Origin of the sequence: Rhodococcus sp. T9N, assembly GCF_024436645.1 — a bacterium.
Classification (GTDB): domain Bacteria; phylum Actinomycetota; class Actinomycetes; order Mycobacteriales; family Mycobacteriaceae; genus Rhodococcus_F; species Rhodococcus_F qingshengii.
This window is the reverse complement of record NZ_JAMSKS010000001.1, coordinates 482,030-496,552: the sequence shown is the minus strand read 5'-3', so window position 1 is coordinate 496,552 and position 14,523 is coordinate 482,030. Positions and strand designations below refer to the sequence as shown.

At 61.0% G+C, this 14,523-nt stretch carries 14 protein-coding genes; 5 read left to right on the top strand and 9 right to left on the bottom strand.

Annotated elements, in window-relative coordinates; all coding sequences use genetic code 11:
* Positions 1-548: 548 nt before the first annotated feature.
* The 6 genes from M1L53_RS02380 to M1L53_RS02355 all read right to left on the bottom strand — a co-directional run bounded on the left by M1L53_RS02380 (position 549) and on the right by M1L53_RS02355 (position 6,599).
* A complete protein-coding gene (locus tag M1L53_RS02380) occupies positions 549-1,532 on the bottom strand; it encodes a nitronate monooxygenase family protein (RefSeq protein ID WP_054188349.1) in 984 nt (327 codons plus the stop codon).
* An 80-nt stretch (positions 1,533-1,612) separates the two neighbouring features.
* Positions 1,613-2,749 carry a CaiB/BaiF CoA-transferase family protein gene (locus M1L53_RS02375; RefSeq protein WP_007735579.1) on the bottom strand — a complete coding sequence of 379 codons (1,137 nt, stop codon included), beginning with the start codon at positions 2,747-2,749 and terminating at the stop codon, positions 1,613-1,615.
* Positions 2,746-3,843: a hypothetical protein gene (locus tag M1L53_RS02370; protein ID WP_054188348.1), complete on the bottom strand. Its 1,098-nt coding sequence runs from the start codon at positions 3,841-3,843 to the stop codon at positions 2,746-2,748. Before M1L53_RS02370 ends, M1L53_RS02375 begins: the two co-directional genes overlap by 4 nt.
* 51 nt (positions 3,844-3,894) lie before the next feature.
* On the bottom strand, positions 3,895-4,851 hold the full coding sequence (locus M1L53_RS02365) for an ABC transporter substrate-binding protein (RefSeq protein ID WP_054188347.1): 957 nt from the start codon (positions 4,849-4,851) through the stop codon (positions 3,895-3,897).
* Positions 4,852-4,941: 90 nt separating this feature from the next.
* Positions 4,942-5,715 carry an ABC transporter ATP-binding protein gene (locus tag M1L53_RS02360; RefSeq protein ID WP_037126877.1) on the bottom strand — a complete coding sequence of 258 codons (774 nt, stop codon included), beginning with the start codon at positions 5,713-5,715 and terminating at the stop codon, positions 4,942-4,944.
* An 11-nt stretch (positions 5,716-5,726) separates the two neighbouring features.
* On the bottom strand, positions 5,727-6,599 hold the full coding sequence (locus M1L53_RS02355; RefSeq protein ID WP_054188346.1) for an ABC transporter permease: 873 nt from the start codon (positions 6,597-6,599) through the stop codon (positions 5,727-5,729).
* Between the two features lie 234 nt (positions 6,600-6,833).
* On the opposite strand from M1L53_RS02355, the gene M1L53_RS02350 reads away from it, so the two are divergent.
* From M1L53_RS02350 to M1L53_RS02340, 3 genes are all read left to right on the top strand, one after another.
* The gene (locus M1L53_RS02350) at positions 6,834-7,724 is read left to right on the top strand and encodes a LysR family transcriptional regulator (RefSeq protein WP_007735587.1); all 891 of its coding nucleotides are present in this window, start codon (positions 6,834-6,836) and stop codon (positions 7,722-7,724) included.
* A complete protein-coding gene (locus M1L53_RS02345) occupies positions 7,721-8,647 on the top strand; it encodes a LysR family transcriptional regulator (protein ID WP_054188345.1) in 927 nt (308 codons plus the stop codon). The genes M1L53_RS02350 and M1L53_RS02345 overlap by 4 nt, the downstream gene beginning before the upstream one ends.
* Before the next feature lie 186 nt (positions 8,648-8,833).
* A complete protein-coding gene (locus tag M1L53_RS02340; RefSeq protein WP_042448096.1) occupies positions 8,834-9,694 on the top strand; it encodes a chlorophyllase/cutinase-like alpha/beta fold protein in 861 nt (286 codons plus the stop codon).
* Between the two features lie 60 nt (positions 9,695-9,754).
* Here the strand turns inward: M1L53_RS02340 and M1L53_RS02335 are convergent, their stop codons facing one another.
* Together M1L53_RS02335 and M1L53_RS02330 are read right to left on the bottom strand one after the other, a co-directional pair.
* Positions 9,755-10,243: a hypothetical protein gene (locus M1L53_RS02335; RefSeq protein WP_030537159.1), complete on the bottom strand. Its 489-nt coding sequence runs from the start codon at positions 10,241-10,243 to the stop codon at positions 9,755-9,757.
* A gap of 67 nt (positions 10,244-10,310) precedes the next feature.
* Positions 10,311-11,210, bottom strand: a complete 900-nt coding sequence (locus M1L53_RS02330) for a LysR family transcriptional regulator (RefSeq protein WP_054188344.1) — start codon at positions 11,208-11,210, stop codon at positions 10,311-10,313.
* 119 nt (positions 11,211-11,329) lie between these two features.
* Here M1L53_RS02330 and M1L53_RS02325 point away from each other — a divergent pair, with 119 nt between their 5' ends.
* Both M1L53_RS02325 and M1L53_RS02320 read left to right on the top strand, forming a co-directional pair.
* Positions 11,330-12,556, top strand: a complete 1,227-nt coding sequence (locus M1L53_RS02325) for an MFS transporter (RefSeq protein WP_054188343.1) — start codon at positions 11,330-11,332, stop codon at positions 12,554-12,556.
* Between the two features lie 38 nt (positions 12,557-12,594).
* Complete coding sequence (locus M1L53_RS02320; protein ID WP_054188342.1) at positions 12,595-14,058, top strand: amidase; 1,464 nt, start codon at positions 12,595-12,597, stop codon at positions 14,056-14,058.
* A gap of 1 nt (position 14,059) precedes the next feature.
* On the opposite strand, the gene M1L53_RS02315 is transcribed toward M1L53_RS02320, so the two are convergent.
* Entirely contained in the window at positions 14,060-14,476 is a 417-nt protein-coding gene (locus M1L53_RS02315; RefSeq protein ID WP_003943122.1) for a VOC family protein, read from the bottom strand.
* Between the last annotated feature and the right edge of the window lie 47 nt (positions 14,477-14,523).

Here is a 14,523-nt window from a genome sequence, read left to right as displayed (position 1 = left end):
GATTCTATCGCGAACGCTATCGGGCTCGTGGGACTTCAGTATTCGGTCAAGCGCAAGATTGTTGCGGGGATCGTAGCGCCATAGGGACTAGGTGCCTTGAAAGGGTTGTGAGACGACTTCGACGATCGCACAGTCGGGACGGGCGCGCCGGGCTCTCGTCCTTGCTGTATGCAGTCGAAGCCAAGAAATGTCGGGGGACGTAATGGGGGGGAGCTGCTGTGGGCCGACGGTGATGTTTTGGTAGCCCCATGGCCACAACGTCGAGTAGATCGTGTTCGGTGCCGATCGAAACCTTGCGGTTGTTACTCTGATGACCGCAAGCAATTCGGAGTACACCTCCTTTCCTCGTCCTGACGTCAATGATCGTCCGGATGCACCCGAAACGATCGAACGGCGATGACAGGCCGCGAGGCGATCGCGAAGAGCTCACCGTCACCGCACGACGCATCGAGGACGAGGTGTAGGCGGCATGCGGGTCGACGAGCGCAACGGCAGGGGTCATGCGCGAAGGACTGGCCGACTGTAGCGCTCAGCGGGTTCGGACGTAGTCAGGCGCTGACCGGGTCCAGGAGGCCGGTAAGCCGTCCGGCAATCAGTGCTTCGGACTCTGCGACAATACGTTCCACCAATTCACCCACAGTGGGGACGTCGCGAATCAATCCTTGCACAGTCCCAGCCGTCCAGATGCCAGCCTCCTGGTCGCCGCTGTCGAACACCGCTCTGCCCCGCGCACCGGCCACAAGATGTCGAACGTCTTCGAATTTGCCACCACTGGAGAGGATTTCGACAACTTCTTGGCTGATGCTGTTGCGTGCTACCCGTGCGGTATTGCGTAGTGACCTGAAAATCAGTTCCGTGTCGACCTCCGAGGCAGCGACTATCGCCTCTTTGATGTTGCGGTGAATCGGAGACTCCTCGGTGCACATGAACCGTGTACCCATGTTGATGCCGTCGGCGCCGAGCGCGAGGGCCGCCACTAATCCTCGCCCATCGGCAAATCCACCGGACGCGATCATGGGAATGCTGATCCGCTCTGCTGCTGCAGCGATGAGGACGAGACCCGGTACGTCGTCTTCCCCTGGATGCCCGGCACATTCGAACCCGTCGATGCTGATGCCGTCGACGCCGAGGACTTGGGCTTTGACCGCGTGGCGGACGCTGGTGCACTTGTGGAGAACCTTGATGCCTGCGCCGTGAAAGTGCGGCAGATGGGGCGCGGGAGACGATCCAGCTGTCTCGACGACTTTCACTCCGCAGTCGATGATCACGTTGCGATACTCATCGTACGGCGGAGGTGTGATCGTCGGGAGGATTGTGAGGTTGACCCCGAAAGGTTGATCGGTGAGCTCGCGCGTTCGGGATATTTCTCGGGCAAGATCGTCAGGTGTCGGCTGTGTCAGGGCAGTGAGCATGCCGAGCGCGCCGGCGTTTGCAACTGCCGCTACGAGTTCTGCTCTCCCCACCCATTGCATGCCGCCCTGCACGATTGGGTGGCGAACTCCGAATGTCTCGGTAAATGCGGTGGTCAGCACTGGACATCTCCTCGATGGTGCATGGCTATCTGTTTGTCAGTTACGTTGGTGCAAAGTCAATTTCGACCCGAACGGCGCATTCAGCGCGTCGATGTTGTCCACTCGTTCAAGGCCGGAACCTGTGAAAGTTCAGTTCGTGCCATCGGAGGTTCGGCGCGATAGGGCATGGCAGGCGTCAAATACTGTTCGCCATGTTCGTTGGTGCCGGGGATGAAGGTACGGTTCGCAATCACATCGTCGGCGCAAATTACCTGGTCGTAGTCACGCACAACTGCGGCAACCACTCCGGCCGCAGTGAGATGCTCTACTGCCTCAGCGGCGCTGCGGTAGCACAGCTGCTTCTCGATCGTGGCGACGAGGTCAACACGGTTTTCCACGCGCAGCGCGTTGGTGGTGAACCTCGGGTCGTCGGCCAACTCGGGTAGGTCGATCGCCTTGCACAGTTCGATCCATGCTCGCGGTTGGTATCCGCTGATCACCAGCTCGCCGTCGGCGGCGCGAAAGACGTCTGCCGCCGGTGCGACGCTTGGTTGTCCGTTCCCTTTGCGACTCATGGGCTTTCCGGATACCTGCCACTCGATCCAGTTGGCGGTCTGCAAGTGGATTGCGACGTCCAGCAGGGAGACTCGGACGGACGATCCTTTGCCGGTGCGCTCACGTCGAAGTAGCGCTGCCAGTGCCGCCTGCGCGACGACATAGCTCGTTGCATGGTCTATGACCGGTGCGCCCACACGTTGTGGCGGGCTATCCGCCTCACCCGTCACCGACATCAGTCCGCTCTCTGCTTGCGCAGCGATGTCGAGCCCCGCGCGGGTGGCGGACGGGCCTTCCGCCCCGTACCCGCTCACCGAGACGGCGATGATTTCCGGTCGCAGGCGTTGGAGTTCGGTAGAGGAGAATCCCAATCGATCGAGGGTTCCCGGGCGAAGATTGTGCAGCAAGATGTCACTCGATGCGATCAGATCCCGAGCTCGCTGCAGATCGGCGGAGTCTTTGAGGTCGAGGCAGATTGAACGCTTTCCACGGTTGTACCCGTAGAAGATGCCGCGCGCGTAGTCGGCGTCGATTTGTCGGGCCGGTTCACCACCTGGAGGCTCGAGCTTGATGACCTCGGCGCCGAGATCGGACAACTGCTGCCCGGCGCTGGGTATTGCGATCAGTTGACCGATCTCCACTACTCGGACACCTGCCAACGGCAGGTCTACTTCGTCGGTCATCGAATGATCTCCACATGAGGCGAAGTGACATCCTCAGCGGGCTCCAGGCAGCGCGCCAACAAGATGCCTTCGGTGTGGTTGCAGGGGTTCAGTCGGTTTCTGTCGCCTTCTACTCCCCCGATTCGGATCGTCACGGTTCCATCGTCATTGCGCTCGAAGTGTGCGTCGTTGAGGTTGACGGTGTGGTCGCGGTACTCGAAGGACTCGAACCAGTGGTTGTACAGCATCACTCCGAAGTAGGTGCAGTCGGGGATGGTGAACGTAATGTCGACGGCAGTAGCGTCTTTCAGTGACCACCAGCCGGCAACGTATTGGTTGGAGCTGGTGCCGTAGAAGTCTCCCCACCCTCGCTGCTCCGAGGTCACGCGAATCTCGTTGGGAGACTGACTGAGTGTTTCGATGAGCTGAAGACTGCGTCGAAGGCTCACGTCCATGCCACGAGCAAGTTTCGTGAGGCGCTGGGTCAGCCACGCCGTGTCGAGATCGGGGCGTGCACCAGGCGGCGGACCGAGGCGCTCGATGTGGAGAACAGGATCGATCTCCGCGTTACGCGTCTTGTGATACACACGCACTACTACGTCGAAGCAGCGCTCATCCAGCCGAATGCCGCTGCGCCCCTCCAGCTCTTGTGCGACGAAGATCTCGAAGTTGCCGTCCGCGTCACACACCTTGTCGTCGATGACGATGTTGTCGGCGACCCTGTCGGTCCCAGACGCGCCCACACGATTGGCGAGGACGGCGACGTAGGGCACTGTGCCACGGTTACCGTGAATGCGATATGTCTCGTTGGGGTCGATCATCGCAGTCCAGTAGTCGACGTCGATGCCGTCTCCCCAGAACTTTCGCATCGGTGACATCAGGGTGAAGAGTTCAGGCCGGAGTACGTCTTGGCGCTCGATGTTCATCTCGGCGAGGTATCCGAACAGACGAAGTGCGTGCCGTACACCTTCGGCGCTGTCCAGCGGCGATCCGGTAGCGGCAGCGGTCGAACCGAATGTCGCAAGGCTGTCGGTGACTGCAGACCAAGCCTCGGTGAGCTGCCGGCGATCGTGCTGGGACTCGGATTGTGTTGACTGGTCAGCGAGTTGTGTCATCGTTTCTTCTCTTTCGTGGTAGACGAACTGGATTGTGTTTGGGGGCGTTGGTCAGCAGAGGGGGTCGAAGGGAACGTCTGCGTCGGACTTGCCCGAGGTCTGGTTGTTCACCCATGCGACGTTCTGGGTCCATCGGTCGGCCGAAATCTGCACAGGCCAGAGACTCTTCTGCGAAGCCCACACCTGGTTGGCTTTGTCAGCAGGAACATTCATTCGCTCGGTGAGAAGTTGAGCTCCTGCTAGCTCGTTCGCAGGATCGGCTATCCACCCTGCTGCGGCCTCGAGCGCCGCACACACGGGGGTGGCAGCATCGGATTCAGCGAATGTGGCTGTCGTGACGAGCACCGTGCCCAGGCCGTATGAACTCACGCCGTCAGAGCCCACCGGGTCTACTTCTGTAATCGCCGTCATCGGTATTCCTTGAGCGTCGAATACGGCCTGGCTGGCAGCGGTGAGAACGGCGGCATCGATGTCGCCCTTTCGTGCGAGTGGTATCTGACTCGCGGTGGGTGCCGCTGCGATGAATTGCACCGTGGAGGCGTCGATGTTTCGTTCTGCGAGAAGCTGATTGACGAATTGCTCGGCCGCGCCGCCACGTGACGGTATGGCGATCCGCTTGCCGGGCAAATCCTCGATGGTGGTGATGCCGCTGTCTTTCGTCACGGCGATGGCAAGATCGATCGACCCGTACGGGGACAGTGGCCGCAGACTCTGCCCTTGCTCTATGGCCGGCACGACGGTTCCGGGTGCACCGACCGCGAGATCGGTTGTGCCGCCGATGAGACCGCTGATGAGTTCGGGCCCGTTCTTTCCGTCGATGAGCTCGACGTGGAGGCCTTCCTTGTCGAACATTCCTTGTTGGACGGCGACGTAGACAGGTAGGGACAAAGCACTCGCAGGGTAGACCCCGATGGCGACGCTACCGTCGTTCGGACGCCCTCCCCCTCCACACGCGGAAAGCAGTAGGGCCGCTGCAATGACTGTGCCGACAAAAGGTCGAAGTTTCATGGGATTCCTGTTCCTTGATGGCTGGGCGCATCAGAAATCAAGCTGAGTTGGCTGGGCACATCAGTAATCAAGCTGAGTTGGCTGGGCACATCAGTGGTCGAGCTGACCACGCAGCCGATTGAAGATTTCGATGTATCGAGGTTCGGCGGTGAGGGTTTCGAGTTCGCGGGGGCGTTCGATGTCAATGCTGACGTCGTCGATCACTCGGCCGGCCCCGAGCAGCAGAACGCGGTCGGAGAGACAGATGGCTTCGCCGAGGTCGTGGGTTACGAAGATGACCGTCCGGCCTACCTGGGATTGCCAAAGCTCGAGGAATTCTCGCTGTACTTCGACTCGGGTTTGCGCATCGAGGGCGGCAAAGGGTTCGTCCATCAACAAGATGTCCGGATCCAGTGCCCACGTTCGGGCCAACGCGACACGCTGGCGCATCCCTTGGGAGAGTTGCCAAGTCCACAGCCGTGACGCCTCGGACATTTGAACGGCCGCAAGCCAGCGCGCTGATTGAGTTCGTCTCTCCGCCTTGGGTACTCCCCTCAATTCGAGACCGTACTCCACGTTCTTCTGCGCTGTTCGCCACGGGAACAGCGCATCTCGGGCCATCATGAAGCCCATCCGAGAACGAGCGTCGAATGGTGTTGTGCCGAGGACCTCGGTCTTCCCTTCTGTTGCGTCCACCAATCCAGCGAGCGCGTTGAGCAGAGTGGTCTTTCCGCAACCGCTCCTGCCGACCAAGCTCACGAACTGTCCGCGAGGGATGGTGAGGTCGAGATTGTCGACCACAGTTTTTGTCGACCCGTCGGGTGAGGGGAAGGATATCGTCAGTCCGTCGAGTTGTACGGCGGGTGTAATCACGTTGGTATCCATGATGATTCCTGTCATCGTCGAGCCGGCGGCTGCCACCGAAGGAGGTAGCGCTCGGCGAAGTTCATGACCTGGTTGAGGACGACTGCGACGATTGCGAGAAGTATGAGGATCGCGTAGACCGCTTCCATCCGGAACTGGGCCGAGTAGATCGACACAAGCTGGCCCAGCCCGTCCCGTGACGAGATCAGTTCCGAACCGACAACGCCAAGTAGCGAATAGATCAGCCCCAACCGAAGACCGGCAAAAATGCCAGGTGTTGCGACGGGGAGGAGGATGTGCCAGAACACCTGTGTCTTACTGGCATTCAGGACAGTGGATAGTCGGAGCCATTCGTCGTCCACCGACTTCACACCGGCTCGTGCACTCGAGCAGACGATGAAGAAGACGAGTGTGAACGCGAGAGCGACCTTCGCCGTCATCGTGATCCCGAAGATGACGATAAGCAGAGGCGCCAGCGCAAGACGTGGCATGGCATTCGCCGCATCCAGGAACGGACTCATGATGCGTTCGAGGGTCGGAAGCAGTCCGAGAGAGAGTCCGACCGCCACCCCGACTGCGCTGGCGAGGATCCACGCGATCACGACGGCAGTCATCGTGGCACGCAAGTTCGACGAAATCTCGCCCGACTGCACCGCTGCGGTGAAGTAGGCCCAGGCCTCGCCTGGCGTTTTGGCCAGAACCGGCTCGATCCAACCGTGCGATGCGACGAGCTGCCACGCTCCGAGTAGGACCAGAAGCAGCGCGACCTGGGCCAGTCGTACCCCGATGGTGAGTCGCGTACCGGATCGACGCTGTCGAGCGGGCTTCGACTCAGAGCGCGCCCGCCTCACGGAACGGGGTGACGTAGCACCGGATGGCGAACTTGCGGTGATGGTTTCGGTCATTTCGGCGCCTCCTCCGTAGTGCTCGCAGGCGGCGATAGGTGCTCGACAAAAGCAGACGGGTGCCTCTGGTCGAAGCTCCCCGGGTTGTTGCTCACTGCGTTCATATGTGAAGCAGATCACGGGATTCTTCTTCCCGTCTACGCCACATTCGAGAGGTATGCCATAGGGTTTCCCTATGTCTGACGGGCGCAAAATCGGGCGCGCGCGAGGACTGCCAGGAGAAGGGAACCCCGAATGGACCGGCGTCATCTGGAATACTTTCTCGCCCTTGCTGATCGGGGCAGCATTTCCGCTGCGGCTCGCGGACTGGGGGTCAGCCAGCCGACGATCTCGGAGGCTCTGGCCAGGATGGAGAAAGAGTGCGGCCTGACGCTCGTCCGCCGTGGCTCGCGGGGAGTCACCCTGACCGACGCTGGACGCGATCTCACAGGTCCAGCGGCCCAAGTACTTCGGGCATACCGGGATTTGGATCACGCTTTGCATCCATTGAACGTCGTGCAGCGGGGTCGGCTGACGGTCGTGTGTCCGCGAACATTGGCGCGTGATCCAGCGGCCACGGCCCTGGGTGCGTTCAAAAGAAAGTTTCCGAACGTTGCGGTGACGATGCTCAGCAACGACACCGACGGAATCGGAACGGTGGTCGCCTCGGGTCAGGCTGATATCGGCCTCGGGGTGGACGAGGTGTTCGACGAGGGCGTTGAACGTATCCTTCTCGGCCGGCAACAAATCGTTGCGCTGGTGCCCGCCGCACGAAGTGAAGGCGAGGGGGCAGCGGCGTTGACGGATCTGTTGCGAATCGGATTGATCACCAGCCCGCGTGACGATGTCACTCGGCGACTGTTGGCGGAACGCCTGGGCGAAGGCACTGTGGACGAGGCGGTGGTTGCGGAGACTATCTCTGTGGCTTCGATGATCCCACTTGTACGCGCGGGAGTCGGCGTCGCTTTCCTTCCCGAATCTGTCGCCGATACAGTCGGAGAAGGTGTGGTGCTGTGTCGTACTCGGCCCCCGCTCACTCGTGATATCTGGATGTTCCACGGTTCGACGCCATCGCCTGCGGCACAAGCGTTTATCGAGACGACCAGCCGATTACGTGACGAAGGTGGAATGGGGAACGCCGGATGAGCAAGTTCGGAGAGTCCGCCACCCCGCGAATCGATCCGCGGCAGCTACAAGACTTCCTTGCCGTCGTCGAACACGGCAGTATCACGGCGGCAGCGGCAAATCAGTTCACGGGAACATCGAGCGTCTCTCAATCAATTGCGCGGCTCGAAAGACGCGTCGGAGGACGGCTTTTCAATCGAGGCCGGACCGGCGCGACGCTGACGGCGCGCGGACGGAATCTCATCGATCCAGCACGCGAAGCGCTGGCCGCGCTCGACCGATTAGTGGTCGACAGCGAGTCCTTACTGCCAGCAGTCCCCCGCCTCAGTGTTGCCACGACAGCGAGCCTTGCGGACGATCCCGCAGCGGTACTGCTCGGAGCGCTGCGCACGGAGGTGCCGAACCTGAGGATCACTATCTCGGATCCGCCTGGGTCATCCGTGGCCGATGCGATTCACCCGGTCATGGCAGGCACCGCTGACGTGGCAATAATGGAGTCGCCGCCCACCGGTGTTCCCGGGACGCGCACGGTGCGCCTTCCGGACCACAAGTTGCGGCTCGTCTGCCCGCCCGGTACCCCGTCACCGGTGGACGGGGTATTCATCGGCGAAGATCTCATGCGCATCGGCTTGGTTGTCGCACCACGGTTCGAAACTTCCGATGTCTATCGCCATCTGCGGTCGATCGAACCGCGAATCGACCACGCATTCGTGATGAGGTCACAGCACCGCGATGCCTTCGCGGATTTCGCGTACGAAGGGATCGGTGCTGTCATCCTCGAACTCTCCAGTGCCGAGCGAGCATCCGAACGCGGGTGCACTGTGGGCGAGATATTCGAACTGCCCCCACGGAAGATCGCAGCCGTGGCAAGGGACGGCCAGAACACGCAGATCGTCGAACATTTCCTACGGCTGTGTGCCGAGCAATCCGCGCGGAAGCCGTAGGCCGAGGCGATCTCGACCTTGCGCTCTGGGTATTCGCGTCGCCCGGGCATCCACCGAGAACGATGATTTTGTCCACAGACACAACACTTCTGGGATAGTCCGTTTCCTGAAACAAAGCCGACGGGTTGCCTTCCCGTGAATATGTAATACACGTCACTCCGGATCAACTTCGAAAGGTTGACTTTCATGCGAAAGTCTCTGAAACATTTCGTGAATGCTGCAGCGGCGGTTGCGTTGTGCGCGACGCTAGGACTCACGGGCGCAACCGGAACAGCGGCTGCCGATGCGCCCGGCATCCCGAGCGTCGGGCACGATTGGGCGAGTGCAGGGCCGTACACGCCGAACGTCTCGATCGGGCTGGTGCACACTCTGTACTACCCGCGCCAGCTCGGCGCGCGCGGCGAGAAGCACCCTGTTGTGATCTGGGGGAACGGGACCGGTGTGCTCCCCGGTGCGTACACCTCTTTGCTGCGCCACTACGCCAGCCACGGATTCATCGTGGTCGCCGCCAATACACCGGCAAGCAACTTCGCCATCACCATGCGGTCGGGAATCGACCTCATCGCGGACAAAGCGGCCAGCCCGTCGAGTGTCTTCTACGGCAAAGTCGACCTGGAACACATTGGTGCGGTGGGGCACTCGCAGGGCGGGTCTGCGGCGATCAACGCGGCGATCGACGACCGCGTCGACACTGCCGTCGCGATCCAACCAGGCCCGCTCAATGATGTCGATCTCATCGACGAGCCGGTTCTCTATCTGGCCGGCCAGGCCGACGCAATCGTTTGGCCGGCGATCGTGCGGGCGATGTACGAGGACGCAGACCACGTGCCTGCCGAGTATCTGGAACTGCGCGGCGCCACGCACTTCGGTACGGCGATCAACGGCGGCGATATGCGCGGGCCGAGCACGGCGTGGCTGCGGTACTGGCTACTCGACGATCCGAACGCTCGCACCGAGTTCTTCGGAGCGAGCTGTGGATACTGCACTGACACCCAGCAGTTCTCCGACTTCGACCGCAACGATCTGGCCCGGCAGATCCCGGGCTGACGGTAAGTCGGGAGTCGAAGACGAACGACCTGTCTGTTCAGATCGGCGGAGTTGCGAAGCTCAAATGACGACGTAGCCGTACATTCGTTCGCCCTGAGCCACAGCTCTGGTCGCTAGTTCGACGAAGGCGGTCAGGAACGGCACTGAGTCCTCCGACGGTTCACTGGTCTCGTCGATCGCCCAGGCGGCCGCAGCGGCCGCGACGCCTTCTGCGTTCAATTCCGCTAGTGCATCACGCAATTCGTCGGTAACCGTGAGCACGAGGGTGTCGCCGTCGTCGCTCATCGCGACGAGTTTCCCGCAGCGTGGACCTTTTGCAACTTCGTCGTAGGGGCGAGCGGTGAGGGCTGCTTCCAGTCGGCCGAGCGCGACAACTGGATCGACGCCTTTCGCCTGCAGAACTGGAGTCCCACTCGCAGCCAACTGGATCCGCGGGCGAGAAGCTGCGTTCGCCTCCATCACCTCTGGTTCCAAGTCGACGAGTCCCTCGAGGGCAGAGGTGGCATGTTCATCCGTGCGCGCGGTGAAGTAGTCGGTGATCGCAGACATGGCGCGATCATCTCACACACGATGCATCTCAACGCCCCGGACTCCTTCCGCGACTTACTGATCGACGTCAGGAGGGACAGGTGTGTGCTTCCTCGATTGCTTTCGCGAAAGCGCGAAGTCGTGGGCTTTCGAGATCGGTACGCCACACGAGACCCAAAGCAGATTCGGGTAATCCGTTGATCGGTACGAATGTGATGTCCGAGCGCTGGCTGTATGCAGCGGTTGCAGCGCAGAGGATGAGGCCGACCTGACTGAATGCGACCTGCGATAGGCCTTCCTGAACGGTGCTCGCCCCACCCTGCGTGGGAATCGTGGCTCCGCCCGGCGTCGTGCTCGGGGAATTCACACGCTGCCAATAGTCGGGGGCGGGGCCGGTGATGGGTACCAGGCAGATCTGCGCCAACTGCTCGGCGTCGATCACGCCCAGTTCGCTGAACGGGTGATGGACTGAGACGGCGAGGGTCTGGGGCTGTCGAGAAAAGACGAGCCCGGTTGTCAGTTCCGGCTCATCTACGGGGAGAAGGGCCACTGCCGCATCGATTCGCCCGGCGAGTACATCACTGAACGGATCACCCAGGGGTAATTCTTTGATGGTCACGCATGTTTGCGGATGTTGTATTTCGAAACGAGAGACAGCAGCCGCGATCGAATCGTAAATTGCTCCTTGGAAACCCACCCGAAACGGCGTCGGCGTGTTGCGTGCTCTCGATTGAGCGTCCTCGATTACTCCGACGAGCGCCCGATGGGCGGGAGCCAACGACGCAAGAAATTCGGCGCCGAATTCAGTCAGGTGAACGCGGCGACTGGTCCGCGCTACCAGGCGTGTGCCGATACGACGCTCCAACGCGCTGATCAGCTGACTCACTCGGCTCTGGGAGATGAACAGCCGCTCGCCGGTGCGACCGAAGTGCAGTTCTTCAGCGAGAACGAGGAAGCACTCGATCTCACGCATCGGGGGCTCCGACATTTTCACTCCGACCCTGGACTCATTCGACCACTCCATCATGGCTCATCGATGAATTGAGCTAATGGTTGGATGAGCGATTCGCCGTTGATCCATCGGCGTGCAGGAGCTTCTCTGGTTACATGCCCCACTCCGCATCTGTACAGAACAGCCCTGCGTCCACGTCCTCAACCCACGCACACACCATTGAGAACCAGTGGGCTGCGGTCGCCCTGATCGCAGCGTCCACCTTCATCGTTGTCGCGGCAGAGATGATGCCGGTAGGGCTACTCACCCCGATCGGTGCTGACCTGGTGGAAAGCGAAGGGACCATCGGGCTCTCACTGGCCATTACCGGATTGGTGGCAGCGGCCACTGCCCCGTTTGTGCCCATCGTGACCCGGCGCTTCGATCGTCGGTCGACGCTCATCGTCTTGATGCTGTTAGTCGCAGCGGCGAACGCCCTCACGGCCCTTGCTCCGAGCTTCGTTGTCCTCGCTGTGGCTCGCGTCCTTCTAGGCGTGAGCATGGGTGGAGTCTTGGCGCTCGCCGCAAGCCTGGCTCCCAGGTTGGTGGAGACCAGATCCGTCGGGTTGGCGACCACGATCATCTTCAGCGGAATCGCGGTCGCCTCAGTTCTCGGTGTCCCCGCGGGGACGTATATCGGAGCAGCGGCCGGGTGGAGCGTGGCATTCTGGACTCTCAGCTGCGCCGCGACGCTGATCGCGCTCGCCATGTTCGCTGTCCTACCCGTGATGCCAGCTGATCAAGCTTTGTCGCTCGGCAGTCTCGTGGTGGCTTTTCGGAACCCGGGAGTCCGGGTCGGAATCGCGATTACCGCGCTCATCGTCACCGCTCATTTCGCGGCGTACACCTATGTGCGTCCGGGGCTGGAGTTCTTCGCAGGATTGCACCCTGCGCAGATCGGCACGATGCTCTTGATCTACGGGGCTCTGGGCGTTGTCGGCAACTTCATAGCCGGGCCGTCTGCTACCAAGTCACCGAAGACTGTGGTCATCATCCTCAGCGCGGGAGTAGCGATCACCCTTGCCCTGTTCCCGATCTCGGCTACCACCTTGATCACAGCTGCTCTGCTCATGGCGGCTTGGGGCCTCTTCTACGGTGGTGTATCGGTGAGTACTCAAACATGGATCGCACAAGCCGCTCCCGTTCACCGAGAGGCCGCTGCGGCTCTGTGGGTTGCAGTCTTCAATGCAAGCATCGCGCTCGGTGCGTTCGCGGGCGGACGCATTCACGACCACTCTGGTTCCGAAACGGTCTTCTGGACAGCCGCGGGAATCGCAACTCTGGCAATGCTGCTCGCGACATTCCGCAGTCCCGTCGTGGCAAAGCGCGAACTGACAACCTAATCGCCTACACAAACCTTCATAGAGGCAGGACAACAGATATGCACCAGACACCCGCTTCGGCATTCATGGATGTGGCCGAGTTGCTCGAACGCTACCGGGACAAATCGCTTTCTCCGGTGGAAGTGCTCGAGTCCACCATCGAACGTATCGAGGCGCTCAACCCAACCTTGAACGCAGTGGGACACACTTTCTTCGCTACTGCACGAGCACAAGCGAAGTCAGCGGAACGCCACTACGCCCGCGGCTCGGATGTCAGCCTTCCGCTCGCCGGTGTTCCCGTTGTGGTGAAAGAGGATGAACCGGTGCAAGGACAACCTTGGACTCAAGGGTCCAAGGTCTATGAGGATGTGATCGCCACTCACACTTCCACTTTCGTGCAGCGAATCATCGACGCCGGTGCGATCGTCCACGCGCGATCGACGGCGCCCGAATTCTCCTCGGCCGCGTTCACACAGTCCGAGTTGTGGGGCGTCACTCGCAATCCGTGGAATACGAAATACTCCTCCGGCGGGTCTTCCGGTGGATCGGCAGTCGCACTTGCCACGGGGATGACGCACTTGGCTACCGGTTCCGATGTTGCAGGATCGATCCGAACTCCGTCGTCTCTCAACGGAATTGTCGGGTTCAAGCCACCGCATGGCCGTGTCCCCGTTGATCCGCCCTTCAATCTCGATCGCTACTGCCACTGCGGTCCGATGGCTCGCACCGTAAGTGATTGCCTCACACTGCAGTCGGTCATCGCGGGACCGAGCTCCACTGACATTGCCTCGCATGTGCCGGCATCGCCGTTGCCCGGCCTCGCAACGCATTCGTTGACAGGAATGCGTATTGCCGTGATTCCCGCGTTGGGTGACTGGCCGGTTGATCCGGACGTTGCCGCCAACACCGCCAAGTTGGTGGACACCCTCACTGCGCTGGGCGCACGCGCGGAGATCATCGAAGTCGACCTGTCACGCGCTGCCGTCATGCGCGCGGCCGCCATTCACTACGACCACGTGTTCGGTGCTTCGATCTCTGCCGAAGCGTCCGCGCACCCCGACAAGGTCACGGAGTACGCGAAGGAATTCGCGCGATGGGCACGCCGCACCCGTGGTGACGCGACTTTCCACGACGGACTCGCGATCGAAGCCGAACTGTATTCGTCGATCGGATCCCTGTTCGACACCTATGACGCGTTGATCACTCCGGCAGTGGCGACGGAGGGCTTTCTTGCCGGCGACGACTACGTGGGGCACGGAATCAATGTGGCTGGAACAGAATTGGAGTTCTACCTCGAGGCTGTACCGGCCATCACCTTCAACATCCTGAGTAGCTGCCCGGTGCTGACAATCCCCACAGGTTTCGCTCGGAACGGAATCCCCACGGGCACACAGATAGTTACGCGACCGTACGACGACCAGACGGCCTTTGCGATTGGGCTCGCCCTCGAGAAGGTCCTGCCGTATCCCGGCAATCACCCGGATTGTCATGCCTTCTCGCGAGAATTTCGGGCAGGCGGGTGAATCACGCCACGCAGAATTCGTTGCCCTCGGGATCGGCCATGATCACATGGTGACCCTCGAATCTTTCCAATTCTGATGCGCCCGCGCGTAGTAGCCGTTCGACCTCGCGAAGGATTGTCGCCCACTTCTGAGTCGGGGTTCCGTCTCCGGATACCCGGAGATCGAGATGTAATCGGTTCTTGGCCACCTTGGATTCAGGAACCTGTAGAAGGCAGAGGCGAGGAGCCACTCCGAGCGGGTGGTGCAACCAAGCTCCGCCCATCCCGTCGTCTTCGTCGTCGAAAGTGGCAAGCCACTCCTCGCGAGTCGAAAAAGGCTGCGGTGGTGGCTCATCGACGTATCCAGCGGCTATCTTCCAAAACGTAGCCAAGCGGTCAGGGTCTGTGCAATCCATCGTCAGATCGACGCGAGTGAGCATCTGTCGATGTTAATGCCCAAGGCAATCGAGTGCCGGGAGGGAGGAAG